Origin of the sequence: Aminobacter sp. BA135, from assembly GCF_050859125.1 — a bacterium.
GTDB lineage: Bacteria > Pseudomonadota > Alphaproteobacteria > Rhizobiales > Rhizobiaceae > Aminobacter > Aminobacter ciceronei.
This window is the reverse complement of sequence record NZ_CP139572.1, coordinates 496,052-518,225: the sequence shown is the minus strand read 5'-3', so window position 1 is coordinate 518,225 and position 22,174 is coordinate 496,052. Positions and strand designations below refer to the sequence as shown.

The following is a 22,174-nucleotide window of genomic DNA, read 5'->3' as shown; positions in this document are numbered from 1 at the left end:
GCGCCTACGCCGACGGTGGTTCCATCGCTTCGGTCGTGGCGCTGCCGGCCTCGTCCGGCTCCTTGAGCCTGAACCAGGCGACATACAAGGCAGGCAAGAACAGCAGCGTGATTGCCGTGCCGGCCAGGATGCCGCCCATCATCGCATAGGCCATGGGCGCCCAGAACACCTCGCGGGCGATCGGGATCAGCGCCAGCGATGCTGCCGCCGCCGTCAACGCAATCGGCCGCATGCGGTGCTCGGAGGCCTCGATCACCGCATGCCACCGGTCGGTACCCGTGGCGATCAGCTCCTCGATCTGCACGATCAGGATCACCGAATTGCGGATCAGGATGCCGACCAGCGCCAGCACGCCGAGGATGGCGACGAAGCCGAGCGGCTGGCCCGTCGGCACGAGTGCCGCGACCACGCCGATCAAGCCGAGCGGCGCGACAGCCACCACCAGGAACAGCCGCTGGAAGCTTTGCAGCTGCAGCATCAGCACGGTTGCCATGATGAACAGCATAAGCGGCACCACGGCGATGATCGGCCCTTGGCTGTTGGCGCTTTCCTCGACCGAACCGCCGGTTACGACAGTGTAGCCGTCGGGCAACTTGGCAGCGAAGTCGTCGATCGCCGGTTTGAGTTCGGCGACGACGGTGTCGGGCAGGGCGCTGCCGACCATGCCCGCCTTGACGGTGATGGTGGGCAGGCGGCTGCGGCGCCAGACCGTCGGCTGCTCGATCTCGTAGCGGAAGTCGGCCACCGTCGCGAGCGGGATGGATTCGCCGCCTCCGGTGGGTATCTGCAGGTTGCGCAGCGTTTCGATCGAGCCGCGTTCGGCATCCTGCGCCCGCACCACGACATTGATCAGATAGGTGGCGTCGCGCACCTGGGTGATTGCCACGCCGCCGACAACGCTGTTCATGGCGCTGGCGATGTCCTCGGAGGTGATGCCGAGCTGCCGTGCCTTGTCCTGTAGCACCTCGACCTTCAGCACGCGCTCCGGCTCGTTCCAGTCGAAGCTTGGCGCCTGCAGATTGGGATTGGCCGAAATGACGCCCGCCAGCTGCTGTGACAGCGCCCGCACCGTCTGCACCTCCGGGCCGCTGATGCGATACTGCACCGGCCGGCCCACCGGCGGGCCGAGCTCCAGCGTCTTGACGTAGGTGTCGGTTCCGACGAACTGCTCGCGCAGGATCTTTTCGATCGCCGGCTGCACCCGGTGCCGTGCCTCGAGGTCCTTGGTCACGATCACCGTCTGGCCGAAATAGGGATTGGCCGGCTGCACGTCATAGGCCAGCACGAAGCGCACCGCGCCCTGTCCGATATAGGAGCTCCAGTGGTCGATGTCGGCATTGCCCTTCAGCGCGATCTCCTCGAAGCGCTCGATCTGGGCACGTGTCTCGGCAATCGAGCTGTTCTGCGGCAGGTTCCAGTCGACGATCAGTTCGGGCCGGTCCGACGGCGGGAAGAACTGTTGCTGCACGAAGGTCAGCCCCACCACCGACAGCACGAAGGCGACGACGGTGGCGATGATGGTCAGCCAGTGGCGGCGCACGGCAAGCCGCAACAGACGCGAGAAGCCCGCCGCAAAACGGCCCGGCCGCTCGTCGTGTTTTTTCATCGTCGCCGGCAAGAGCGTGACGCCGAGGAGGGGCGCAAACAGCACGGCCACGATCCAAGACAGCAGCAGCGAAACGGCGATGACGACGAACAGCGTGTAGGTGTATTCGCCGGCCTGGCTGCTGTTGAGTCCGATGGGGATGAAGCCGGCGACCGTCACCAGCGTGCCGGTCAGCATCGGAAACGCGGTCGAGGTGTAGACATAGGTCGCGGCTTTGCGGAGCGAGTCGCCGATCTCCAGCCGGGCCACCATCATCTCGACGGCAATCATCGCGTCGTCGACGAGCAGGCCGAGCGCGATGATCAGCGCGCCGAGGGAAATGCGCTGCAGCGAGATGCCCATATAGGCCATGACCAGGAAGGTGATGGCCAGCACCAGCGGAATCGACAGTGCGACCACGAAGCCGGCGCGCATGCCCAGGCTGATGAAGGACACGGCGAGCACGATAGCCACCGCCTCGAACAGCGCGCGGGTGAAGCCCGACACGGCATGCTCGACGATGACCGGCTGGTCGGCGACCTGGTGCACGCCGACGCCGACGGGCAACTCGCCGGTTACCTGCACCATCAGCGCCTTCAACGCCTCGCCGAACTCCAGCAGGTTGGCGTTCGGCTTCATGCCGATGGCCAGGCCGATCGCCGGCTCGCCATTGACGCGGAACAGGGCCGTCGGTGGATCGACATAGCCGCGGCTGATGGTGGCGACGTCGCTCAGCCGGAAGAAGCGGTCGTTGACCCTGAGATTGATCGCCTTCAGGCTCTCCTCGGAGGCGAACTGGCCGCCGACGCGTACTGCGATGCGCTCCGGCCCGGCCTGAATGACACCCGATGGCGACACCGCGTTCTGCGCCTGCAGGCTGGCGACCACGGCTTGCTGGTTGAGGCCGAGTGCCGCGATCTGGCGCGTCGAGAATTCGAGATAGATGACCTCGTCCTGCGCACCGATCAGCTCGACCTTGCCGGCATTGGGAATGGTCAGGATGCGCGTGCGCACCATCTCGACATAGTCGCGCAGCTGGCGCATCGACAGCCCGTCCGAGGTGAAGGCATAGATGTTGCCGAACACGTCGCCGAAGCGGTCGTTGAAGAACGGTCCTTGCACCCCTTGCGGGAAATTGGGCCGGAGGTCGTTGACCATGTTGCGGACCTGCACCCAGGTCGGGGCCACGTCGCGCGCCTTGGTGGTCGGCTTGAGATTGACGAAGATGATCGTCTGGCCGGCGGTCGTCACGCTGCGGCTGAAATCGAGGCTCTCCAGTTCCTCGAGCTTCTTTTCGATCCTGTCGGTCACCTGCCGCGTCGTTTCGTCGACCGAGGCTCCCGGCCAGTTGGCCTGGATCAGCATCGTCTTGATGGTGAAGCTCGGGTCTTCCTCGCGGCCGAGATGCAGATAGGCGAAGACGCCCGCCACGGTGAAGATCAGCATGAAGTACCAGACCAGGGAGCGGTGGTTCAGCGCCCAGTCGGAAAGATTGAAACCCTTCACCTACGCCCCCTCTGGAATTCTGACCTTCTGGCCCTCGGCAAGGCTGCGCACGCCGGCGGTCACCACGCGCGTGCCGGCGCCGATGCCGCCGGCGGTAAAGCTCGCACCGTCCTTTGCCTTGACCTCGACAGGCTGCAGGCTGACGGTCGAAGCATTGGGGTCGACGACCCAGACGAAGCTCTTGCCGTCCTTTTCCAGCAAGGCCGTCAGCGGCAGGTCGATTGCAGCGTCTGCCTTCGACGGCTGTGTCGCCGTCACCGTCGAGCCGAGCCGAAAGGCCGTCGGCGGATCGCTCAACGCCAGCCGCACCCGCCGCGTTCGCGTCGCAGCATCGGCCTGCGGCGCGATTTCGCGGACATGCGCCTTGGCCCGCAGCGACGGCAGCATCTGCAACGCCACCTCGAACTCGTCGCCGTCGCGAAGGCTGATCGCCATCTGGTCGGGAACGTCGACGACGGCCTCGCGTGCGTCCGAGCGCGCCACCGTCACCACCATCTGCCCCGGCGAGACGGTCTGGCCGACCTCGGCGCCGACCGCGGTGATGATGCCGTCGAAATCGGAAAACAGTCGGGCATAACCGAGTTGCTCCTCCGACTTGGCCAGTGCCGCGCGCGTCCGCTCGACATTGGCCGCAGCGGAATCCAGCGCCTGTTTCGCGGAATCATAGACTGCCTGCGAGGTGTTGGATTCGGCCAGCAGGCTGCGCTGCCGTTCCTCGCTGGCGGCGGCATTGGCGAACTGCGCCTCCGCCGTCGTCAGGTCGGCGCGCGCTGCCTGCGATGCGAGCTCCAGCGCCAGCGGGTCGATCGCGGCAAGCGTCTCGCCCTTGGTCACCATGTCGCCGACGCCGACATCACGGGCCACCAGCCGCCCGAGCAGGCGGAAGGCGAGGTCGGCGGAAAATTCCGGCTGGATCGTTCCGGCAAATCCCTGCGCGATCTGGCCATGCGGCTCGACGACAGCCGACAGCACGGGGCGGATGACTTCCGGCGGCGGCGCTTTTTCCTCGCTGCAGGCCGCAAGCGCGAACAGCGAGACGAAAGCGAGCACGTTTGTCCTGGACCTCATGGCGCCACCTCCACCACCTGGCCGGGATGTAGCAACTGTCCGCCCTGGGCGACCACCGATTGTCCGACCTCCAGTCCCTTGGCCACGACGACGGCACCAGAGGCAAAGGACTGTACTTCGATCGCCGCCAGCGCCACAGCCTTGGTCGCGGGGTCGATGGTCCAGACCGCGGGCCTTCCCGCATCCGACATCAGCGCCTGCCATGGCAGCACAATCGCCGGCTGGGGCTTCGACACGATTGTGCCTGTTATCGCGGCACCCAACGGCATCTCGATCGGCGTGTTTGGCACCATCACCTTGACCCGGATCGAGCCCGATGCCGGATCGACCGCCGGCGACACCTCGCGCACCTGTCCCGGGGCCTTGATGCGCGGGTCGGAAATCAGCGCGATCATCACGTCTGGTGCCACCGGGTTGCGCGCCACCAGCGCCTCGTCGACATTGAACACGGCGTCGCGGTCTCCGTCCTCGGCGACTGTCAACACCGTCTGTGCCGCCTGCACCACCTGGCCAACCTCGATCGTCCGTGCCGTCACCACGCCGTCGGCGCTGGCCTTCAGCTCGGTATAGGTCAGCCGGTCCTCGGCATTGCTCATCTGGCTCTGTGCCGCTTCCACACCGCTTTGGGCGACGCGTTGCGCCTGGTCTGCCTGATCGTAGTCGCGCCGGGTCGTGAAGCCCTGGGCAAGCAGCGTCTTCTGCCTGTCGAAGGCGGCAGCGGCCTGCCTGAGCTGCGCCTGGGCGGCATAGAGGCTGGCCTGCGCCGCCCGCACGTCCGACTGCTGCTCCTGCGGGTCGAGCCTGGCCAGCACCTGGCCCTTGGTCACGCGCTGGCCGACGTCGACGCTGCGCTCGGCGACCCGGCCGCCGACCTGAAACGACAGATTGTTCAGCGTCCGCGCTGCAATGACCCCGGTCAGCGACGTCGACGGCGCATAGTCTGTGAGCTTTACCTCGACGGAGCGCACCACGATCGGTTGCCGTTCTGCCGTTTCCTGTTTCTGGCAGGCCGAAAGCGGCAACAACATGCAGAGGGCGAGGGTGATGAGATTTCGTTTGGGAGGGGCGCATGACGGCATCTTGCCCGGCATGCCTGCGGTGATTGGGTTCGTGGATCGCATGTGCACCCCCAAATCGCTTCACCGACAAGCTACGATGCAACGGGCGATCCGGCAACGCCCTGCGGGCCGCGCCGGCACCCGGGCACTTCGACGCAGCGGAGCCTGATGTAGCGCGCCACCGCAAGGGAACCCGAGCTATTCCGGAGCGTTGTTGGACGCAGTCAACCCGGGAGGATCGCCATGGATCGCATGCCCTTCGACAGCCCTGTGAATGTCCGCATCGGGGCGGAAAGCACCCAGCGCGAAGTGACGACGGTCAAGGGCGCTTACGAAGCGCTGGTCGACTGGCCGCATGCCAAGCGCGGCGGTCCGCTCTACCGCGAGGCGGTTGAAACCGTATCCGCAGCCCTTGCCGGCACTCGCACACGCGAGGCGGCCAAACGGGCCTTCATCGCCGCAGCCGACGAGATCGGCATCAGGATCTGAGTTTGTCGGCCATCGGGCGGAGGGGCGGCCGTTCGCCAGGCGGCGAACGGCGCAAGACTATATTGCCGGCGAAAATGGGCAGGACATCTCAGTCGCGCACGGCTTTACCGGAATAAATTAACTCTACAGAGGTTATAGAATTAAACATTCTGCATGGGCATCGTCATTCAACCCCGCCCGCGGCATCTTCGATCCCGTACTGGAATCTCTGCGGCCGATCCCGCCGCTCGCCTACCTTCCCCTGATCATCATCTGGTTCGGCATCGGCGAACAGGCCAAGGTGCTGGTGATCGCGATTGCCATGGTGGCGCCGATCGCGCTGTCGACGGCCTCCGGCGTGAGTGCTGTCTGGCGGGATCGTCTAGACGCCGCCCGCTCGCTCGGCGCCACGCGCCGGCAGGTCATCCGCTTCGTCGTCCTGCCCAGCGCGTTGCCCTCGATCCTCACCGGCCTGCGCATCGCGCTCGGCGCCGGATGGACCACCCTGGTCGCCGCAGAGCTGGTAGCGGCGACACGTGGCCTCGGCTTCATGATCCAGTCGGCGGCTCAGTTCCTCGTCACCGACGTTGTCGTGATGGGCATACTGGTCATCGCCGCGGTCGCCTTCGTGCTCGAATTCGGCCTGCGTTATGTCGAACGCAGGCTTGTGCCCTGGGCCGGCCGCGAGTAGCGGTCGGCCGAGGCTGCGGCCCGGCGCTTATGCCCGCATGGTTTCGCGCATGGCGCTGCGCCCACGCAGCATGGGTAGCCCCAGCGTCACCAGCACGAAGCCGGCTGTCACGACCTTGAGGTCACTTGGCTGCAACCCGATCGACAATGCCAGCGAGACGAGCTGATAATAGACGATTGCACCGACGACAGGCGCCAGCAATTGCCGGGTGACGGTCTGCCGTCCGGTGATCGTTTCGCCGATGACCAGCGAGGCAAGACCGTTGATCAGGATGCCGGTGCCCATGCCGACATCGGCATAGCCCTGCAACTGCACGATGAGCGCGCCGCCAAGCGCGGTCAGGCCAGAGGCGACACCCAGGCCGACGATCGTGTATGTCCAGATGCTGATGCCGAGCGATGGCGCCAGCTCCGGATTGATGCCGATGACGCGCAACGCCGCTCCAGCCTGCGTGGCCAGGTACCAGCGCAATGCGACCAGGGCCACGACGATCAGCATGGCGAATGTGGCGACCTGCAGCCGAACGTCGGTCAGGATGGCTGGGTTGATCTGGGTAAAGATGTTGTCGGTGTTGAACAAGGCGATGTTCGAGCGGCCGAGAACGCGCATGTTGACGCTGTAGAGTGCCGTGAAGACCAGGATGCCGGCCAGCAGCGAATTGATGCGAAAGCGCAGATGCACCAGCGCGGTCGCCGCGCCGGCTCCGACACCGGCGAGCATGGCGACGATTGTCGCCATGAGCGGCGGATATCCGGCCAGCAAAAGTGTGGCGCAGACGCAGCCGCCAAGCGGAAACGCGCCTTCGCTGGTCAGATCAGGAAAGCTCAGCAACCGGAACGGGATCATGATGCCGAGCACCAGGAACGAATAGATGAGGCTTTGCGACAGCGTCACCGGCACGAGATTGAGATAGGCGTGGATCACGTCCATTGGTCAGGTTCCGAGCAGCATGCGATCGTTTTCGATTCTGAACTTCTCGACGAGATCGGCAGGTGTGAGTCTTGCCTTCTCGGTGCCGCCGATGTCGTCGCGGATGCGGCCGGCGTCCATCATGACGAGCCGGTTACCGGTCTCGATCGCCTGGCGCATGTTGTGAGTGACCATCAGCGTGGTCAGCGACTGCTCGGCGACGATCCGCAAGGTCGTCGCCATGATCAGCTCGGCGGTGCGCGGATCCAATGCTGCCGTATGCTCGTCGAGCAACAGCAGCGAGGGGCGCGACAACGATGCCATGATCAGGGACAAGGCCTGGCGTTGCCCGCCGGAGAGCTGGGCCACCGGCGTCGACAACCGGTCTTCCATGCCGAGCGCCAGGCCGGCGAGCAGCGCCCGATAGCGGTCACGCTTGGCGCCGTCGAGATGGCGCGCGAAGCCTCTGCGCTGCCCGCGCTGTTCGGCGAGCGCCAGGTTTTCCTCGATGGTCATGGCCGCTGCGGTGCCAATCATCGGGTCCTGGAAGACCCGCGCGATCATGCCGGCCCGGCGATGTGCTGCAAGGCGGGTGATGTCCTGGCCGTCCAGGGCGATCGAGCCGCCATCCGGCTCGATTGCGCCGGCGATGGTGTTGAGCAGCGTCGATTTGCCGGCGCCGTTGGAACCGATGATCACGACGAAGTCGCTGCGATTGAGCGCAAGATCCACCCCGTTCAACGCCGGTCGCGCTCCGGCAAGGCCGGCGTTGAAGGTTTTGCGCAGGTCCGCGCAGACAAGCAGGGGCATGCTCACCGCTGTCACTTGAGCAGCCATGGACTGTCCTTGAGCGCTTCCGGAACCGTCAGGCCGACGGCTGCGAGACCCTTGGGGCTGACATAAGCGTCGAAGTCTTCGCCCTTCGGAACATAGGGCGCGATGTCGGCCGGCTTCTCGCCCTTGAGGATCCGGTCGGCGATGTCGGCGGCATGCTCGCCATTCTTGCGATAGGAGATGGCGTGGAAACCGGCGAGCTGATCCTTGAGGTCAGGGGCGTAGACCGAGTTGAACAGCGGCAACTTGATCCTCTGCGCCACCTGGGCGACGACAGGTACCGAGGTCTGCACCACGTTGGACTGGATGAGGAAGATGGCGTCCACCTGTCCGGCGAAGGTCTGGACACGCTGGGGCAGGTCGTTGGGATTGTCGACCGGCACGCCGACGATTTCGATCCCGGCCTTTGCGGCCGCCTTGTGGATCAGCTCCATATTGGAGGTGTCGTTGTCTTCGCCCGGATTGAACAGGGTCCCGACCTTCTTGACCTCGGGCAACACCTTCTTGAGGTAGTCGAAGGAAGCATCGAAGTCGGGCAGCATCGACGCGCCGGTGCTCCAGGCCGAGCCGTGCTGCCAATCCGGCACGATGCCCGCCACGACCGGGTCGACGACCGCGCCGAACACGACCGGGATCGACTTGTCGGTAATGCCGCGCACCGCCGCCTGGTTGAGGCCGGTGGTGATGGCGAGGATCAGCGCCGGATGCTTGGCTTCCACCTGCTGCAGGATCTGGGGAACGAGGCTGCGGTCGAAGTTGGCGTGCTGGAAGCCGTAGGTGACGTCCTTGCCTTCGACGTAGCCCAGTTCGCTCATCCGGGCCTTGAAGCCATCGGCGACCTGGTTGAGCGCCGGGTGCTCGCCGAAGCTGGCGATCTCGACCAGTTTCGGGTCAGCCAGGGCTGCGCCATTCGCGGCGGTGAGCAAGGCTGCAGCGAGCAGCCACTTCATCAATTTCACGACACGCTCCTAAGGTTGGGATTACACGATCGAGGGACGCCAGTTCTGTTCGGCGACCCGCAGGAAATTCTCGCCCAGCACGCCAAGTATGGCCGTCTCCGAATAGCCATGGCGTTCCAGCGCTTCGACCAGTTCGGGCAGGACTTCGGGTTTGACATCGGCCCAGGGCGGACGCGGATAGCCGCGCAACGCCATCATCGGTCCGGAGTCGTAAAGCTTGGTCATGAAGGGCTGGTAGAAAACGGTGTCGAGGCCGAGGCCGACATGTTCGGGCCCGACGAGCTGGGCGACGTAATCGATATGGCGCATCAGCGCCGGAACGTCGGAACGGTTGTCGTCGGTCAGGAAGGCGCCGATGGAGTTGATGCCGACCACGCCGCCGCGGCGGGCGAGCGCCTTGATCTGGACGTCGTCGATGTTGCGCTCGTGGTTCTTCAGCGCGCGGACGCTCGAATGCGAGAACACCACCGGCTTTTCCGATAGCTCGATGATGTCGAGCGACGTGTTGATGCCGGCATGGCTTGCGTCGAGCATCATGCCGACGCGGTTGGCCTCGGTCACGAAGGCACGGCCCAGCATGGAAAGCCCGGCATCCGAGGGCTCATGGCAACCGTCGCCAAGCGGATTGCGGGTGTTGTAGGCGACGATCATCCAGCGGATTCCAAGCCGGTACCAGCTGTCGATCATCGCGGGCTCATGTGCGGCCGGGCCGGCACCTTGCAGATGCAGGCCGATCGCCATCTTGCCCGACTGCTTGGCCGCGCGGATGTCGGCCACGGTTTCGATGAGCTGGTAATCGTGAGCGCGTTGCTCGAACCAGCGCCTCTGCTGGGAGAGATGCCGGAACGTCGGCTCCGGTCGGTCCCAGTCGGCGCCGATTGTGAGCGAGAGGAAGGAGAACCCCGCGTCGCGATAGCGGACCAGCATGTCGGGTCCTTCATCGAGACATTCGGGAGTCCAGCCCACGGCACTTTCCCAGACGACAGCCTTGGCGATGAGGTTGTTGGCTGAAACAGTCACGTCGTCTGCACCCGCTGAGCAATGAAATCCAAGCGGTCAGCTAATCGGCAATCTCGTCGTTGCGCTATTGCCGGGAATGGGTTTGATTGTTTCATACTTGAACCAATCAAGGCTCCGTCATGCCGACAACGCCCGATCCGTTCGACCTGATGATCTTTGCGCGCGTTGCCGAAACGGGCAGCTTCAGCGCCGCGGCCGAACGGCTTGGCCTGCCGAAGTCGACGGTGTCGCGGCGCATCACCGTCCTCGAAGCGCAGTTGGGCGAGCGCCTGCTCCAGCGCAGCACGCGGCGCAATTTCCTGACCGAGATGGGCCAGCGCATTCTCATTCCCGCCGAACAGATCATCCACGAGGTGGATGCCGTCATGGCGGTCGCCGAACACCGGCAGGTGACACCGTCGGGACGGCTGCGTGTCTCCGTTCCCGGCGACCTTGCCGCAATCTCGCTCGCACCGATGCTGGCTGAATTCAGCAAGGCATATGGCGAAATCCAGCTCGAACTGGATCTGTCGCCTCGTTATGTCGACGTCATTGCCGACGGTTTCGATCTCGCCATACGGATCGGTGGCGAAGCGCAGGACCTGAGGTTGACCACCCGGCATCTGGTCGACCTCGGCATCGGTCTTTATGCCTCGCCGCAGTACAGGGATCGCGCCGGCCAGCCCGATGCGCCCGAAGCCCTCGCACATCACGACGTGCTGGTGCTGCTCGCCGATGGCGTTCCGGTCAACTGGGTGCTGAACAAGGACGCCCAGTCGGTTGCCGCCGACATGTCGGGGCGCAGGGTCTGCGCGAATTCTTACGAGCTGCTGTTCCGCATGGCGCGTTCCGGCGCCGGCATTACGGCGATGCCCGATCTTTTCGCGCGGCCTTACCTGGCAAGCGGCGAACTCGTCCGCATCCTGCCGGCATGGAGTCTTGCCCCGGCCATGGTGCGCGCCGTCTTTCCGAGCAGGCAACTGATGCCGCGCAAGACGCGGGTCTTCCTCGATGCGCTTTTGGGCCATCTCAAGCCGCGTCCGCTGAGGACGGCGCAGCCACTGCCGGCCTAGTCGGCGATCGCCGGCAGTGTCGGCGGCGTCGCAACAAGCCCGATGGTCGCTACCGTTGCCATGGTCAAGGGGGGGCCAAACCTATGCTGCCAATTCCTCGGGCTGGCGAGACATCTCCGGCCGCCGCTTGGCCAGTGCCCCGGCGATCCCGGCGACATATCGACCCTGGTGGCGGGCGCCGTCGAGCTCGTTGGCGCTGGGAGCCCTCGAACTGCCGTCGGCGTTGATGGCAAGCGTCGTTGCGCCATAGGGCGAACCGCCCGTTATCTCGTCCATGCGCGTCTGGCCCCGGAAAGTGTAGGGCAGGCCGACGGTCACCATGCCGAGATGCATCAGCGTCGCGTGCATCGACAGCAGCGTGTGCTCCTGCCCGCCATGTTGGCTCTCGCTCGAGGTGAACACGCTCGCCACCTTGCCGACCAGCGCGTTCTGCAGCCACAGCCCACCGAGCCGGTCGATGAAGTTCTTCATCTGCGAGGCCATGTTGCCGAAGCGGGTCGGCGTACCGAAGACGATGGCGTCGTATTCGGTGAGTTCCCTTGGCGTGGCCAAGGGCGTGTCGTCGTGCCTGATGCCTGCCCTGAGCATCGCTGCCTCGTCCATCAGTTCAGGAACGCGACGGAGCGTGACGGTGGCGCCGGCCTCGCGCGCGCCTTGGGCAACGGCTTCGGCCATGGTGCCGATATGGCCGTAAGCGGAGTAGTAGAGCACCAGGATCTTGGGCATGAGAATCTCCTTCTGCCGGCCGCACCCGGAAGTGATGCAGGTTTCGAATTGTGGGAGGACGCGCCGCCCCGAAGCGGCGCAATTGTTCAGGCGGTGGCGAGCTTGGCCGGGGCGGGCTTTGCCTGCTGGGCGCGCTGGCTGAGCCAGACGCTGCCGAGCACCACGACCATGCCGAGGATCTGCGCTGCGCTGAGCGACTGGCCGAGCACCGACCAGCCGAGGATCACAGCGGTCATCGGGCTGAGAAAGCCGAGCGGTGAGACGACCGATGGTTCCAGCCTGGCAATGCCACGGAACCACAGGATGTAGGTCAGTGCCGCGCCGATCAGGCCAAGCCAGGCGAGACCGAGCAGGTTGGGCATCGTCAGCGACGGCAGCGATGGCTCCTGCAGCAGTGCCACCGGGAGGAGCAGCAGACCGCCAGCCGTCAGTTGCCATGCGGTGAAGGTCAGCGGTGTGACTGGCGGCTGCCAGCGCCGGCTGAGCACCGTGCCGGCGGCCATAGACACGGCACCGGCGAGGCCGGCAGCGATGCCGATGGGGTCGAGTTCCGCGTGCGGCGTCAGGATCAGCAGCGCCACGCCGGCCATGCCGGCAAGGGCAGCCACGATCGACAGCGGGCGGATCGGCGAGCCGAGCAGGGCGCGTGCGAGCAGGATGACGATCAGCGGCTGGATCGCGCCGACGGTTGCCGCGACGCCGCCCGGCAGCCGGTAAGCGGCGACGAACAGCAGCCACCAGAAGACCGAGAAGTTGAGCGCGCCGAGCACCAGCACGCGGGCCCACCAGATGCCCTGCGGCAACTGCCGGACGAGCAGCAGAAGCAGCAGGCCGGCTGGAAGCGCCCGCAGCATGGCAACCGTCAGCGGGTAGCCGGCAGGCAGGAACTCAGTCGTCACGACATAGGTGCTGCCCCAGATTGCGGGGGCGATTGCCGTCAGCAGTAGGTCGGTGTTGCGCGTCGTCATGGCTGCATCTCTCTTTACATCGAGTATCTTGATCTCAAGATAATCCGTATTCTCTTGACGTCAAGAGAAATAATCGGAATGGTGAGCCATGGATCAGGTTGACGACATTCTTGCCCAGTGGAACCGCGAACGGCCCGACCTCGACGTCGCGGCGATGGGGCTTATCGGCCGCGCCAACAGGGTGTCGCAGCATCTCGGCCGCGAGATGGAGAAGACCTTTGCAGCGCATGGGCTGAACTTCGCCAGCTTCGACGTGCTGGCGACGCTGCGTCGTTCGGGGCCGCCTTATGCGCTGTCACCTGGCGATCTCTCGGCGACGATGATGATCACCTCGGGCACCATGACCAACCGCGTCGACCAGCTGGAAAAGGCAGGCCTCGTCGAGCGTCGGCTCAACCCCGACGACCGCCGCAGTTTCATCGTCTCCCTGACCGACAAGGGCTTCGCCACCATCGACGCCGCCGTCACCGACCATGTCGCGACGCAGACGCGCATCGTTTCGATGCTGACCAAGGAGGAGCGGGCGGCGCTCGACGCGCTCCTCAGCAAGTTTTTGGTCGGATTCGAGAGCGTGTGACGTCGGCCACGGCCAACTGGGAGTTACCCCCTCCCCACAAGGGGGTGGGAGACCAGGGTGCCGCCACGACATCTCGCCGTCTCGGGCAGGATTTGGCGGTTCACCCCGCCAGCGCCTGCTCCAGGTCGGCGATCAGGTCATCGCCATCCTCGATGCCCGCCGACAGCCGCACCAGCGAATCCGAGATGCCGATCGCGGCGCGCTTCTCCGCCGGGATCGAGCCGTGCGTCATCAGCGCCGGGTGCTCGATCAGGCTTTCGACGCCGCCAAGGCTTTCGGCCAGCGTGAACAGCTGCGTGCGTTCGAGGAAGCGTTTTGTGCCGGCGAGGTCACGGTCGAGGTCGACCGATATCATGCCGCCGAAATGATGCATCTGCGCCTTGGCGATGGCATGCTGCGGATGGCTGTCGAGGCCGGGATAGATCACCCGGCGCACGTCCTTGCGCGCTTCCAGCCAGCGCGCGATCCGCTCCCCGTTCTGCGAATGCCGCTCCATGCGCAATGCCAGGGTCTTGATGCCGCGCAACGCCAGGAAGCTGTCGAACGGCCCCGAGATCGCGCCGATGGCGTTCTGCAGGAATTTCAGCTGGTCGCGCAGTTCCTTGTTGTCGCCCACCACGACGCAGCCGCCGACCATGTCGGAGTGGCCGTTGAGATATTTGGTCGTCGAGTGCACGACGATGTCGATGCCGAGCTCCAGCGGCCGCTGCAGATAGGGGCTGCAGAAGGTGTTGTCGGCGACCGACAGGATACCCCTTCTCTTGGCGATTGCCGCAACCCCTTCGAGATCGACGACACGCAGTAGCGGATTGGTCGGGGTCTCGACCCACAGCATCCTGGTCTCGGGTCGGATCGCCGCCTCGACGGCGGCAAGGTTGGTGAAGTCGACGAAGCTTACCTGCAGCCCGGCGGTACGCTTGCGCACCCGCTCGAGCAGGCGGAACGTGCCGCCATAGATGTCGTCGGTGGCAACGATATGCGCGCCTGCGTCGAGCAGCTCGAGCACGGTGCCGATGGCCGCCAGCCCGGAGGCGAAGGCGAAGCCGGCGGAGCCGCTTTCAAGGTCGGCGATGGCGCGCTCGAAGGCAAAGCGCGTCGGGTTCTGGCTGCGGGCGTACTCAAAACCCTTGTGCACGCCCGGGCTCTGCTGGCCATAGGTCGAGGTGGCGTAGATCGGCACCATGACAGCGCCTGTCGTCGGATCGTGGCTCTGGCCGCCGTGGATGGTGCGCGTCGAAAATGCCAGCCGGTTCTTCTGCGTCGTCATTTTGCTCGCCTGAGATGGTTGATGAGGTCGACCCGGGTGATCAGCCCGACAAATTCCTCGCCGTCGAAGATGATCGCCACTTCGTTGCGGTCGAAGATCGGCAGCAGCGCGTCGAGCGTCTGGTTCGCCTGCAGCGTATGCAGGTCCTTTGCCATCGCCGTCGAGACGGGTGCGTTGAAGCGGTTCCAGCGGCTGTCATAGGGTCCTTCGACAACAGCCAGTATGTCGCTCTCGTCGATGATGCCGACGAGCTTGCCGTCTTCCAGCACCGGCAACTGCGACACGTCTCCGCGCCGCATCCGGCCATAGGCCGTCAGCAGGCTGTCGCCAGGTCCGACGAACACCGTGCCACCCTCGCGATGCGAGCGCGCCACCAGGTCGCTGAGATCGCCATGATGTTCGCGCTCGTCCAGCCCCTGTTCGGCCAGCCAGAAGTCGTCGAACACCTTGGACAGATACTTGTTGCCGCTGTCGCAGACGAAGGTCACCACGCGCTTTGGCGTCTTCTGCTCGCGGCAGTAGCGCAGGGCCGCCGAAAGCAGCGTGCCCGACGACGAGCCGGCCAGGATGCCTTCCTTGGCGAGCAGGTCGCGCACCGCCAGCATGCTTGCCTTGTCGTTGACCGTGTAGGCGCGTCTGACCAGCGACAGGTCGCAGTTCGGCGGCACGAAGTCCTCGCCGATGCCTTCGACGGTCCAGCTGCCTGCCTCTTCCATCTTGCCGGTCTTGACCAGCGGCGCCAGCACCGAGCCCAGCGGATCGGCCAGCACCATCTCGGTCTTGGGTGAGACCTTGGCGAAGAACCGCCCGAGCCCGGTCAGCGTGCCGCCCGAGCCGACACCCACCACCACCGCGTCGACATCGCCTTCCAGCTGTTCCCAGATCTCGGGGCCGGTTGTCGTCTCATGTGCAAGCGGGTTGGCCGGATTGGCGAACTGGTTGACATAGAACGAACCAGGGATCTCGGCGGCGATCTTTTCCGCCATGTCCTGGTAGTATTCGGGGTGGCCCTTGCCGACGTCGGAGCGCGTCAGCCTGACTTCGGCGCCGAGCGCGCGCAGGTGCTGGATCTTTTCGCGGCTCATCTTGTCGGGCACGACGAGGATGATGCGGTAGCCCTTTGGGATGCCCACTTGCGCCAGGCCAAGCCCGGTATTGCCGGCGGTCGCCTCGACGATGGTGCCGCCACGCTTGAGCTTGCCCTCGCGCTCGGCCGCGGCAATCATCGAAAGTGCGATGCGGTCCTTGATCGAACCGCCGGGGTTCTGGCTTTCGAGCTTGATGAACAGCCGGCACAGTCCGGTGTCGAAACGCGTCAATTCGACAACGGGCGTTTCACCGATCAAATCGAGCACGGACCTGAAGGGCGGGTTCAAGCGGCTCATGGCGGCGTCTCCCTCGGCAGGCAGGTTCATCGGAATATCCCATGTTGGGCGGGCGGACACCAGCCGCCCGGAAGCGTGTTGCGGCCGTTTGGCCATCCTGGCCGCATTTACCGGTGCTGCCCCAAACGAACAAAGGCAGGGCTTTTCGTTTCGTGCGAAAGCTTGAGAAGGAAATTCTCACGCGCCAGCTTTAGTTCCGTTTGCGGACAATACATTTCTCTTTCCGGCTGTTGTTGACTCTCCACTTGGTGGAGCACCTAGAAGGGCTGTCATGGACGACAGGATCTACACCATCGGTGAGCTTTCCAGGCTGAGCGGCATCACCGTTCGCAAGCTCCGTTTCTACTCCGACAGGGGGCTTTTGCCCCCGACGGTCAGGGCGGAGAGCGGGTACCGGATGTATTCGAGCGTCGATCTCGAACGGCTCGGGCTCATCCTTGCCCTGCGCGACGCCGGCGTGAGTCTCGCCGACATCGGCAAGATCCTGTCCAACCGCCTCGCCATCTCGGCCGTGCTGGAGCTCAGGCTCCAGGCGCTCGAGGCGGAAATCAAGTCCAAGCGCCGTGTCGCCGCCGCCCTCAGGGCGGCCATCCGGGTTCCCGACCCGACAACAGACGACCTCAGGAGAATATGGACCGTGACAAAGCTCTCCCAGACTGAATTCCGCGCCGCCATCGAGCGCTTCTTCGAAGACGTGGCCTCGGAGGCCAATGTCTCGCCGGAGTGGAAGAAGCAGATGATCGACGCTTCGACACCCGATCTACCCGACGACCCGACACCCGAACAGGTCGATGCCTGGACCGAGATCATGGCCTTCGTCTCGGACAAGGAATACGCCATGGAGCTGCGCAACAGCATGTCGTCGATGTGGGACGGCGCGTTCGATCCCGCCGCCTATGCCGAGGCTTCCAATGCCATCTTCGCCCGCGTCCGCCAAGCCATCGACAAGGGCGAGGAGCCGCAGTCCGAAACCGGCAAGGCGATCGCCCGAGACTGGCTGGCCAGCTCGGCCAAGGCGATGAACAGGACGCCCGACAAGGCATTCCTGGAGTGGCACGACAACCAGTACCGCAAGTACCATGCGCGTTCGGCGCGCTATTACGAACTGCTCCGCATCCTCAGGGGCGACCGCCAGCCCGACACGATCAGCGAGGAATGGAGCTGGATCAACGCCGCCATGGCTGGAGCGCTATAGCCAACGATCAAGAACGGCATACTGATCGTCCGATCGTTATCACGCTCGTCATTGACGGTGCCGAGAGCGTCATCACCAACCTGTCGCCGATACCGCAGTAGCTTGAAATGCGTAGTGTGCGGCATGACTACGGCCGATACCCAGCGGAGTCGAGGGCAATCAGGATCAACACTATAATCACGAATATTACTAAAATCGAGAAAACGAACACTACATGATAGCGAAATCTTCGCCCGAAGCTGTCGCTGGGCAATGTTGGATAGAGCTTTTGTGCCATCATTCTCGCTATCACATTTAGAGCCAATAAAACCACGACGCGAAAGAGCAACATTTCCCAATCGGTCATCTAGGTATCTCCCGCCATTCGCTGTAAATCCCAATAGCAAATCTGACGGTAGATTGCAGTCTGCTTCAGAGCCTCGCGCCTCGTCAGCGGTTGGAAATTCTCACCCAGCAACTTGCACCACTAATCCGTGCGGTGTTTCTTGATGCCCACATTCGTCATCTTTCTGCAGCTCAGATTCGATGGTGCAGCGGGCGACATGACCCGCCGGTATGGGCGTCGCATTGTCCGAGGGGCCAAGGCGAACGAAGGCGAGATTTCATTCCCGGTCGATGCCGAAGAAGGATTTTTATGAAGTGCGGCGGCCGGCGTAGCCGCCTGCCAAACGAAAAGGGCCCGCGATGCGGGCCCTTTGCTTTGCTCGTCCTTTCAGGACTTATTCGAAGTCGCCGAGGTCGCGCACAGCACCCCGGTCGGCCGAGGTGGCGAACGCCGCATAGGCCTTCAGCGCCTTGGTCACCTTGCGCTTGCGCACTTCCATGGGCTTCCAGCCCTTGGCGTCCTGCTCGGCGCGGCGGGCGGCGAGCGTCGCTTCGTTGACGCGCAGGCTGATCGTGCGGTTGGGGATGTCGATGTCGATCATGTCGCCCTCGCGCACCAGCCCGATCGTGCCGCCATTTGCCGCTTCAGGCGAGACGTGGCCGATCGACAGGCCTGACGTGCCGCCCGAGAAGCGACCGTCGGTCAGAAGCGCGCAGGCTTTGCCCAGGCCCTTCGACTTGAGGTAGCTGGTCGGGTAGAGCATTTCCTGCATGCCGGGGCCGCCCTTCGGGCCCTCGTAGCGGATCACCACCACGTCGCCGGCCACAACCTCATTGGCGAGGATCGCCTTGACCGAGGCGTCCTGGCTCTCGAACACGCGAGCGGGTCCCGAGAATTTCAGGATCGACTCGTCGACGCCGGCTGTCTTCACCACGCAGCCGTCGCGCGCGATGTTGCCCTTGAGTATGGCGAGGCCGCCGTCCTTGGAGAAGGCATGTTCGGCCGAGCGGATGACGCCCTTTTCGCGGTCGAGGTCGAGATCGTCCCAGCGCCGGTCCTGGCTGAAGGCTGTCTGCGTCGGTACGCCGCCCGGGGCGGCGAGGTAGAAGTCGCGCACCGCCTGGCTCTTAGTCCGCGAGGTGTCCCAATGATCGATGGCTTCGCCGATCGTCGCGGTATGCACGGTCGGCAGGTCGCGGTTGAGCAGGCCGGCTTTGTCGAGCTGGCCGAGGATGGCAAAAATGCCGCCGGCGCGATGCACGTCTTCCATGTGCACATCGGCCTTGGCGGGCGCCACCTTGCACAGCACCGGAACCTTGCGCGACAGCGCGTCGATGTCGTCCTGGTCGAAGTCGATCTCGCCTTCATGGGCCGTGGCCAGGATATGCAGCACTGTGTTGGTCGACCCGCCCATGGCGATGTCGAGCGCCATGGCGTTTTCGAATGCCCCCTTCGAGGCGATGGAGCGCGGCAGCACGCTCTCGTCGTCCTGCTCGTAATAACGCTGGGCGAGGTCGACGATCAGGTGACCGGCCTCGACGAACAGCCGCTTGCGGTCGGCATGCGTTGCCAGCGTCGAGCCGTTGCCGGGCAGCGACAGGCCAAGCGCTTCGGTCAGGCAGTTCATCGAATTGGCGGTGAACATGCCCGAGCAGGAGCCGCAGGTCGGGCAGGCCGAACGTTCGATGATCTTGACGTCTTCGTCCGAAACCTTGTCGTCGGCGGCGGCGACCATGGCGTCGACCAGGTCGAGCGCGACGTTCTTGCCGCCGAGCACCACCTTGCCGGCTTCCATCGGGCCGCCCGAGACGAACACCGCCGGGATGTTGAGGCGCATCGCGGCCATCAGCATGCCGGGCGTGATCTTGTCGCAGTTCGAGATGCAGACCATGGCGTCGGCACAATGCGCGTTGACCATATATTCGACGCTGTCGGCGATGATCTCGCGGCTCGGCAGCGAATAGAGCATGCCGTCGTGGCCCATGGCGATGCCGTCGTCGACGGCGATGGTGTTGAACTCCTTGGCCACGCCGCCGGCGGCCTCGATCTCGCGGGCGACCAGCTGGCCGAGGTCCTTCAGGTGCACGTGACCCGGCACGAACTGGGTGAAGGAGTTTACGACAGCAATGATCGGCTTGCCGAAATCGGTGTCTTTCATGCCGGTGGCGCGCCAAAGGCCACGGGCACCCGCCATGTTGCGGCCGTGGGTGGTGGTGCGCGAACGATAAGCAGGCATGGGGGCTCTCTCATACAATAGATGGCTAACAGTGGGATTGAGCCACTATCGCCCTTGCGTCAACCATTTTTCGCCTGAGCAGGCCTCTGGCATGACGACAGCGAGCAGCTGCCATGCATTTCGTGCAGTGCAGGCGCGGTTTCAAGCCTTGGAGTTGGCCGATTTCCGGCCCTTGCGGCCGCGTCGCAGCTCGGCCACGCCGACGGTCAGGCCCATCGCCAGCGCCATGGTGGCGGCCAGCGAGCGGAAGCCGCCGAAGTCGGCCTCAGCCACCTCGAACCACACCCTGGCGAACTGCGCCAGCGGCGAGAACGCGCTGTCGGTGATGGCAACGACAGGCACGCCGTTGGCCGACAGCACCCGCGCCTCCTCGACGGTTGCCGAGGCATAGGGCGAGAAGCTGATGGCGATGACGGCGTCCCTTGGCGTGGCGAAGGAAATGATCTCCGGGCTCAACCCCGAGGCGGATTCGATCAACTGGCTGCGCACGCCGAGCTTGCCCAGCGCATAGGCGATGTAGCTGGCGACAGGATAGGAGCGGCGGCGGGCCAGGATGTAGATCGTCTCGGCGCCGTTGAGCAGGTCAACGGCACGGTCCAACGTCTCGTCGTCGATGTTGCGCGACATCACGTCGATCGACTTGCTGGCCGCCGCCAGGAAGCCGTCGACGATGCGACGATTGCTGGTGCCGTCGTCGGCATCGCCGCGCACCACGGTCAGCCGCTCCTCATAGGACGTCGTGCGCTCCCTCAGCCGCTCGCGAAAAACCTGCTGCAGGCTGGTGAAGCCGTCATAGCCGAGATGCTGGGCAAAGCGGATCAAGGTCGAGGGCTGCACGCCGGCCGAACTGGCGATGCTGGCGGCGGTGCCGAAGGCGATCTCGTCGGGATTGTCGAGGGCATAGGCCGCCACCTGGGCGATGCGCTTGGGCAGGCTCTCGCGGCGATCGAGGATCAATGCCCTCAGCGCCTCGAAATCGCGCGGCAGTGCCTCCAAAATCGTGTCCGCCATGTCGTCCATTCCGCCTCCGCCTATTCCACCATAACGCTGCCGCCGCGGGCTGTCCAAACAAAATGAACTGTATGTTCCATTCTCGCTAGAATTCGACTATTCAGTCCGTTGTGAGCATGACCCCAAAAGTGGGAGCGGATCATGCTCCGTCAAGATGCTGAGCGCCATTCCGGCGGGATGCGAGCTCTATAAACCGGGAGAGCGTGAAGTGACAGGCGTAGGTCTTATCGGAACCGGCTTCATGGGCAAGTGCCATGCGCTGGCGTGGAATTCGGTGCGCACGGTGTTCGGCAACGTCGACAAGGTCAGGCTCGTCCATCTCGGCGAGGCCAATGCCGACCTCGCCGCCCAGCGCGCTTCCGAACTCGGTTTCGAAAAGTCGTCGGGCGACTGGCGCGCCGTCGTCGCCGATCCGGAGGTCGACATCGTCTCGCTGACCACGCCCAACCAGTTCCATCCGGAGATGGCCATCGCCATCCTCGAAGCCGGCAAGCATCTGTGGTGCGAAAAGCCGATGGCGCCGACATTGGCAGAGGCTGAAGCCATGGCCGCGGCTGCCCGCAAATCGGGCAAGGTGGCCGTGCTCGGCTACAACTACGTCCAGAGCCCGGCCATCCGCCACATCAGGCAGCTGCTCGACGAAAAGATCATCGGTGACGTCAACCATCTCCGCGTCGAGATGGACGAGGACTTCATGGCCGATCCCGAAGCGCCGTTCTTCTGGAAACACGAGGCCAAGTCAGGCTACGGCGCGCTCGACGATTTCGCCGTCCACCCGCTGTCGCTGATATCAGCCCTGTTCGGCCGCGTCGGCCGCGTCATGTGCGACATGGCCAAGCCCTATGCAGATCGCCAGGTCGCCAGCGGCGGCCGCCGAGCGGTCGAGACCTATGACATCGCCTCCAGCCTGATCCATCTCGAAAACGGCGTCTCCGGCACGCTGCTGGTCAACCGTTGCGCCTGGGGGCGCAAGGGCCGCATTCAGGTCCAGATCTTCGGTTCCAAGGGCTCCATCGTCTTCGATCAGGAGCGCTTCAACGAAATCCAGCTTTATGTCACCTCGGACCGCCCGACCGAGCAAGGTTACCGCACCATCCTCGCCGCCCCCGTCCATGAGCCCTACGGCAAGTTCATCCCAGCCCCCGGCCATGGCCTCGGTTTCAACGACCTCAAGACCATCGAATGCCGCGAACTGCTCGCCCGCATCGCCGGTCAGCCGGCGCGTGTCATCGACTTCGACGAGGGCCTTGAGATCGAGCGCACGGTGCACGCCATGGCGCAGTCCTTTGCCGAGCAGAAGTGGGTGAAGGTAAGGTAGGCAAGGCTCTCCAGCC

General features: G+C 64.5%; 19 protein-coding genes and 1 pseudogene. 7 read left to right on the top strand and 13 right to left on the bottom strand.

The genetic code is table 11. The features are described from left to right. Positions 1–4 precede the first annotated feature (4 nt). The 3 genes from SLT36_RS02525 to SLT36_RS02515 are packed head-to-tail and all read right to left on the bottom strand — an operon-like array spanning position 5 to position 5,280. Positions 5–3,091 carry an efflux RND transporter permease subunit gene (locus tag SLT36_RS02525; protein ID WP_432285678.1) on the bottom strand — a complete coding sequence of 1,029 codons (3,087 nt, stop codon included), beginning with the start codon at positions 3,089–3,091 and terminating at the stop codon, positions 5–7. Next, positions 3,092–4,159, bottom strand: a complete 1,068-nt coding sequence (locus SLT36_RS02520; RefSeq protein WP_432285676.1) for an efflux RND transporter periplasmic adaptor subunit — start codon at positions 4,157–4,159, stop codon at positions 3,092–3,094. It lies immediately after the preceding gene. Further along, positions 4,156–5,280, bottom strand: a complete 1,125-nt coding sequence (locus SLT36_RS02515; protein ID WP_432285674.1) for an efflux RND transporter periplasmic adaptor subunit — start codon at positions 5,278–5,280, stop codon at positions 4,156–4,158. The genes SLT36_RS02520 and SLT36_RS02515 overlap by 4 nt, the downstream gene beginning before the upstream one ends. 180 nt (positions 5,281–5,460) lie before the next feature. On the opposite strand from SLT36_RS02515, the gene SLT36_RS02510 reads away from it, so the two are divergent. Both SLT36_RS02510 and SLT36_RS02505 read left to right on the top strand, forming a co-directional pair. Next, positions 5,461–5,706 carry a DUF982 domain-containing protein gene (locus SLT36_RS02510; protein ID WP_432285673.1) on the top strand — a complete coding sequence of 82 codons (246 nt, stop codon included), beginning with the start codon at positions 5,461–5,463 and terminating at the stop codon, positions 5,704–5,706. Positions 5,707–5,884: 178 nt separating this feature from the next. Continuing rightward, positions 5,885–6,376, top strand: a pseudogene (locus tag SLT36_RS02505) (ABC transporter permease subunit); the annotation flags it as partial. A gap of 27 nt (positions 6,377–6,403) precedes the next feature. On the opposite strand, the gene SLT36_RS02500 reads toward SLT36_RS02505, so the two are convergent. From SLT36_RS02500 to SLT36_RS02485, 4 genes are read right to left on the bottom strand one after another with little or no spacing between them, the layout of a single operon-like run. Then, a complete protein-coding gene (locus SLT36_RS02500) occupies positions 6,404–7,306 on the bottom strand; it encodes an ABC transporter permease (protein ID WP_432285672.1) in 903 nt (300 codons plus the stop codon). A 3-nt stretch (positions 7,307–7,309) separates the two neighbouring features. Then, on the bottom strand, positions 7,310–8,122 hold the full coding sequence (locus SLT36_RS02495; RefSeq protein ID WP_432285671.1) for an ABC transporter ATP-binding protein: 813 nt from the start codon (positions 8,120–8,122) through the stop codon (positions 7,310–7,312). Continuing rightward, positions 8,107–9,069, bottom strand: coding sequence for an ABC transporter substrate-binding protein (locus SLT36_RS02490; RefSeq protein WP_432288223.1), 963 nt, complete (start codon positions 9,067–9,069; stop codon positions 8,107–8,109). Before SLT36_RS02490 ends, SLT36_RS02495 begins: the two co-directional genes overlap by 16 nt. 30 nt (positions 9,070–9,099) lie before the next feature. Further along, positions 9,100–10,098, bottom strand: coding sequence for a dipeptidase (locus SLT36_RS02485; protein ID WP_184770175.1), 999 nt, complete (start codon positions 10,096–10,098; stop codon positions 9,100–9,102). Between the two features lie 119 nt (positions 10,099–10,217). On the opposite strand from SLT36_RS02485, the gene SLT36_RS02480 reads away from it, so the two are divergent. Further along, positions 10,218–11,150, top strand: coding sequence for a LysR family transcriptional regulator (locus SLT36_RS02480; RefSeq protein WP_067955433.1), 933 nt, complete (start codon positions 10,218–10,220; stop codon positions 11,148–11,150). 81 nt (positions 11,151–11,231) lie between these two features. Here SLT36_RS02480 and wrbA read toward each other — a convergent pair whose 3' ends face one another. Both wrbA and SLT36_RS02470 read right to left on the bottom strand, forming a co-directional pair. Next, on the bottom strand, positions 11,232–11,876 hold the full coding sequence (gene wrbA, locus SLT36_RS02475) for an NAD(P)H:quinone oxidoreductase (protein ID WP_432285670.1): 645 nt from the start codon (positions 11,874–11,876) through the stop codon (positions 11,232–11,234). An 86-nt stretch (positions 11,877–11,962) separates the two neighbouring features. Further along, entirely contained in the window at positions 11,963–12,844 is an 882-nt protein-coding gene (locus SLT36_RS02470; RefSeq protein ID WP_432285669.1) for an EamA family transporter, read from the bottom strand. An 88-nt stretch (positions 12,845–12,932) separates the two neighbouring features. Here SLT36_RS02470 and SLT36_RS02465 point away from each other — a divergent pair, with 88 nt between their 5' ends. After that, the gene (locus tag SLT36_RS02465) at positions 12,933–13,421 is read left to right on the top strand and encodes a MarR family winged helix-turn-helix transcriptional regulator (protein ID WP_432285668.1); all 489 of its coding nucleotides are present in this window, start codon (positions 12,933–12,935) and stop codon (positions 13,419–13,421) included. A 100-nt stretch (positions 13,422–13,521) separates the two neighbouring features. Here SLT36_RS02465 and SLT36_RS02460 read toward each other — a convergent pair whose 3' ends face one another. Both SLT36_RS02460 and SLT36_RS02455 read right to left on the bottom strand, forming a co-directional pair. Next, entirely contained in the window at positions 13,522–14,688 is a 1,167-nt protein-coding gene (locus SLT36_RS02460) for a cystathionine gamma-synthase (RefSeq protein ID WP_432285667.1), read from the bottom strand. Continuing rightward, entirely contained in the window at positions 14,685–16,073 is a 1,389-nt protein-coding gene (locus tag SLT36_RS02455; RefSeq protein WP_432285665.1) for a pyridoxal-phosphate dependent enzyme, read from the bottom strand. The genes SLT36_RS02460 and SLT36_RS02455 overlap by 4 nt, the downstream gene beginning before the upstream one ends. Positions 16,074–16,344: 271 nt before the next feature. Here SLT36_RS02455 and SLT36_RS02450 point away from each other — a divergent pair, with 271 nt between their 5' ends. Together SLT36_RS02450 and SLT36_RS02445 are read left to right on the top strand one after the other, a co-directional pair. Then, a complete protein-coding gene (locus SLT36_RS02450; RefSeq protein ID WP_432285664.1) occupies positions 16,345–17,268 on the top strand; it encodes a MerR family transcriptional regulator in 924 nt (307 codons plus the stop codon). A gap of 488 nt (positions 17,269–17,756) precedes the next feature. Further along, complete coding sequence (locus SLT36_RS02445) at positions 17,757–17,906, top strand: hypothetical protein (protein ID WP_432285663.1); 150 nt, start codon at positions 17,757–17,759, stop codon at positions 17,904–17,906. A gap of 81 nt (positions 17,907–17,987) precedes the next feature. On the opposite strand, the gene ilvD is transcribed toward SLT36_RS02445, so the two are convergent. Together ilvD and SLT36_RS02435 are read right to left on the bottom strand one after the other, a co-directional pair. Further along, positions 17,988–19,829 carry a dihydroxy-acid dehydratase gene (ilvD, locus tag SLT36_RS02440; protein ID WP_432285662.1) on the bottom strand — a complete coding sequence of 614 codons (1,842 nt, stop codon included), beginning with the start codon at positions 19,827–19,829 and terminating at the stop codon, positions 17,988–17,990. 141 nt (positions 19,830–19,970) lie between these two features. Further along, positions 19,971–20,849 carry a MurR/RpiR family transcriptional regulator gene (locus tag SLT36_RS02435; RefSeq protein ID WP_432285661.1) on the bottom strand — a complete coding sequence of 293 codons (879 nt, stop codon included), beginning with the start codon at positions 20,847–20,849 and terminating at the stop codon, positions 19,971–19,973. A 232-nt stretch (positions 20,850–21,081) separates the two neighbouring features. Here SLT36_RS02435 and SLT36_RS02430 point away from each other — a divergent pair, with 232 nt between their 5' ends. Continuing rightward, entirely contained in the window at positions 21,082–22,158 is a 1,077-nt protein-coding gene (locus tag SLT36_RS02430; protein WP_432288221.1) for a Gfo/Idh/MocA family protein, read from the top strand. Positions 22,159–22,174 lie beyond the last annotated feature (16 nt).

What these genes read in the sequence shown, in the direction of transcription:
- SLT36_RS02480 (WP_067955433.1), top strand. Translation starts at nt 10,218, where the DNA reads ATGCCGACAACGCCCGATCCGTTCGACCTGATGATCTTTGCGCGCGTT.
- SLT36_RS02490 (WP_432288223.1), bottom strand. Translation starts at nt 9,069, where the DNA reads ATGAAGTGGCTGCTCGCTGCAGCCTTGCTCACCGCCGCGAATGGCGCA.
- SLT36_RS02430 (WP_432288221.1), top strand. Translation starts at nt 21,082, where the DNA reads ATGGGCAAGTGCCATGCGCTGGCGTGGAATTCGGTGCGCACGGTGTTC.
- SLT36_RS02445 (WP_432285663.1), top strand. Translation starts at nt 17,757, where the DNA reads ATGCCCACATTCGTCATCTTTCTGCAGCTCAGATTCGATGGTGCAGCG.
- SLT36_RS02520 (WP_432285676.1), bottom strand. Translation starts at nt 4,159, where the DNA reads ATGAGGTCCAGGACAAACGTGCTCGCTTTCGTCTCGCTGTTCGCGCTT.
- SLT36_RS02510 (WP_432285673.1), top strand. Translation starts at nt 5,461, where the DNA reads ATGGATCGCATGCCCTTCGACAGCCCTGTGAATGTCCGCATCGGGGCG.
- SLT36_RS02455 (WP_432285665.1), bottom strand. Translation starts at nt 16,073, where the DNA reads ATGAGCCGCTTGAACCCGCCCTTCAGGTCCGTGCTCGATTTGATCGGT.
- SLT36_RS02435 (WP_432285661.1), bottom strand. Translation starts at nt 20,849, where the DNA reads ATGGACGACATGGCGGACACGATTTTGGAGGCACTGCCGCGCGATTTC.
- SLT36_RS02515 (WP_432285674.1), bottom strand. Translation starts at nt 5,280, where the DNA reads ATGCGATCCACGAACCCAATCACCGCAGGCATGCCGGGCAAGATGCCG.
- SLT36_RS02450 (WP_432285664.1), top strand. Translation starts at nt 16,345, where the DNA reads ATGGACGACAGGATCTACACCATCGGTGAGCTTTCCAGGCTGAGCGGC.
- wrbA (WP_432285670.1), bottom strand. Translation starts at nt 11,876, where the DNA reads ATGCCCAAGATCCTGGTGCTCTACTACTCCGCTTACGGCCATATCGGC.
- SLT36_RS02470 (WP_432285669.1), bottom strand. Translation starts at nt 12,844, where the DNA reads ATGACGACGCGCAACACCGACCTACTGCTGACGGCAATCGCCCCCGCA.
- ilvD (WP_432285662.1), bottom strand. Translation starts at nt 19,829, where the DNA reads ATGCCTGCTTATCGTTCGCGCACCACCACCCACGGCCGCAACATGGCG.
- SLT36_RS02460 (WP_432285667.1), bottom strand. Translation starts at nt 14,688, where the DNA reads ATGACGACGCAGAAGAACCGGCTGGCATTTTCGACGCGCACCATCCAC.
- SLT36_RS02495 (WP_432285671.1), bottom strand. Translation starts at nt 8,122, where the DNA reads ATGGCTGCTCAAGTGACAGCGGTGAGCATGCCCCTGCTTGTCTGCGCG.
- SLT36_RS02465 (WP_432285668.1), top strand. Translation starts at nt 12,933, where the DNA reads ATGGATCAGGTTGACGACATTCTTGCCCAGTGGAACCGCGAACGGCCC.
- SLT36_RS02500 (WP_432285672.1), bottom strand. Translation starts at nt 7,306, where the DNA reads ATGGACGTGATCCACGCCTATCTCAATCTCGTGCCGGTGACGCTGTCG.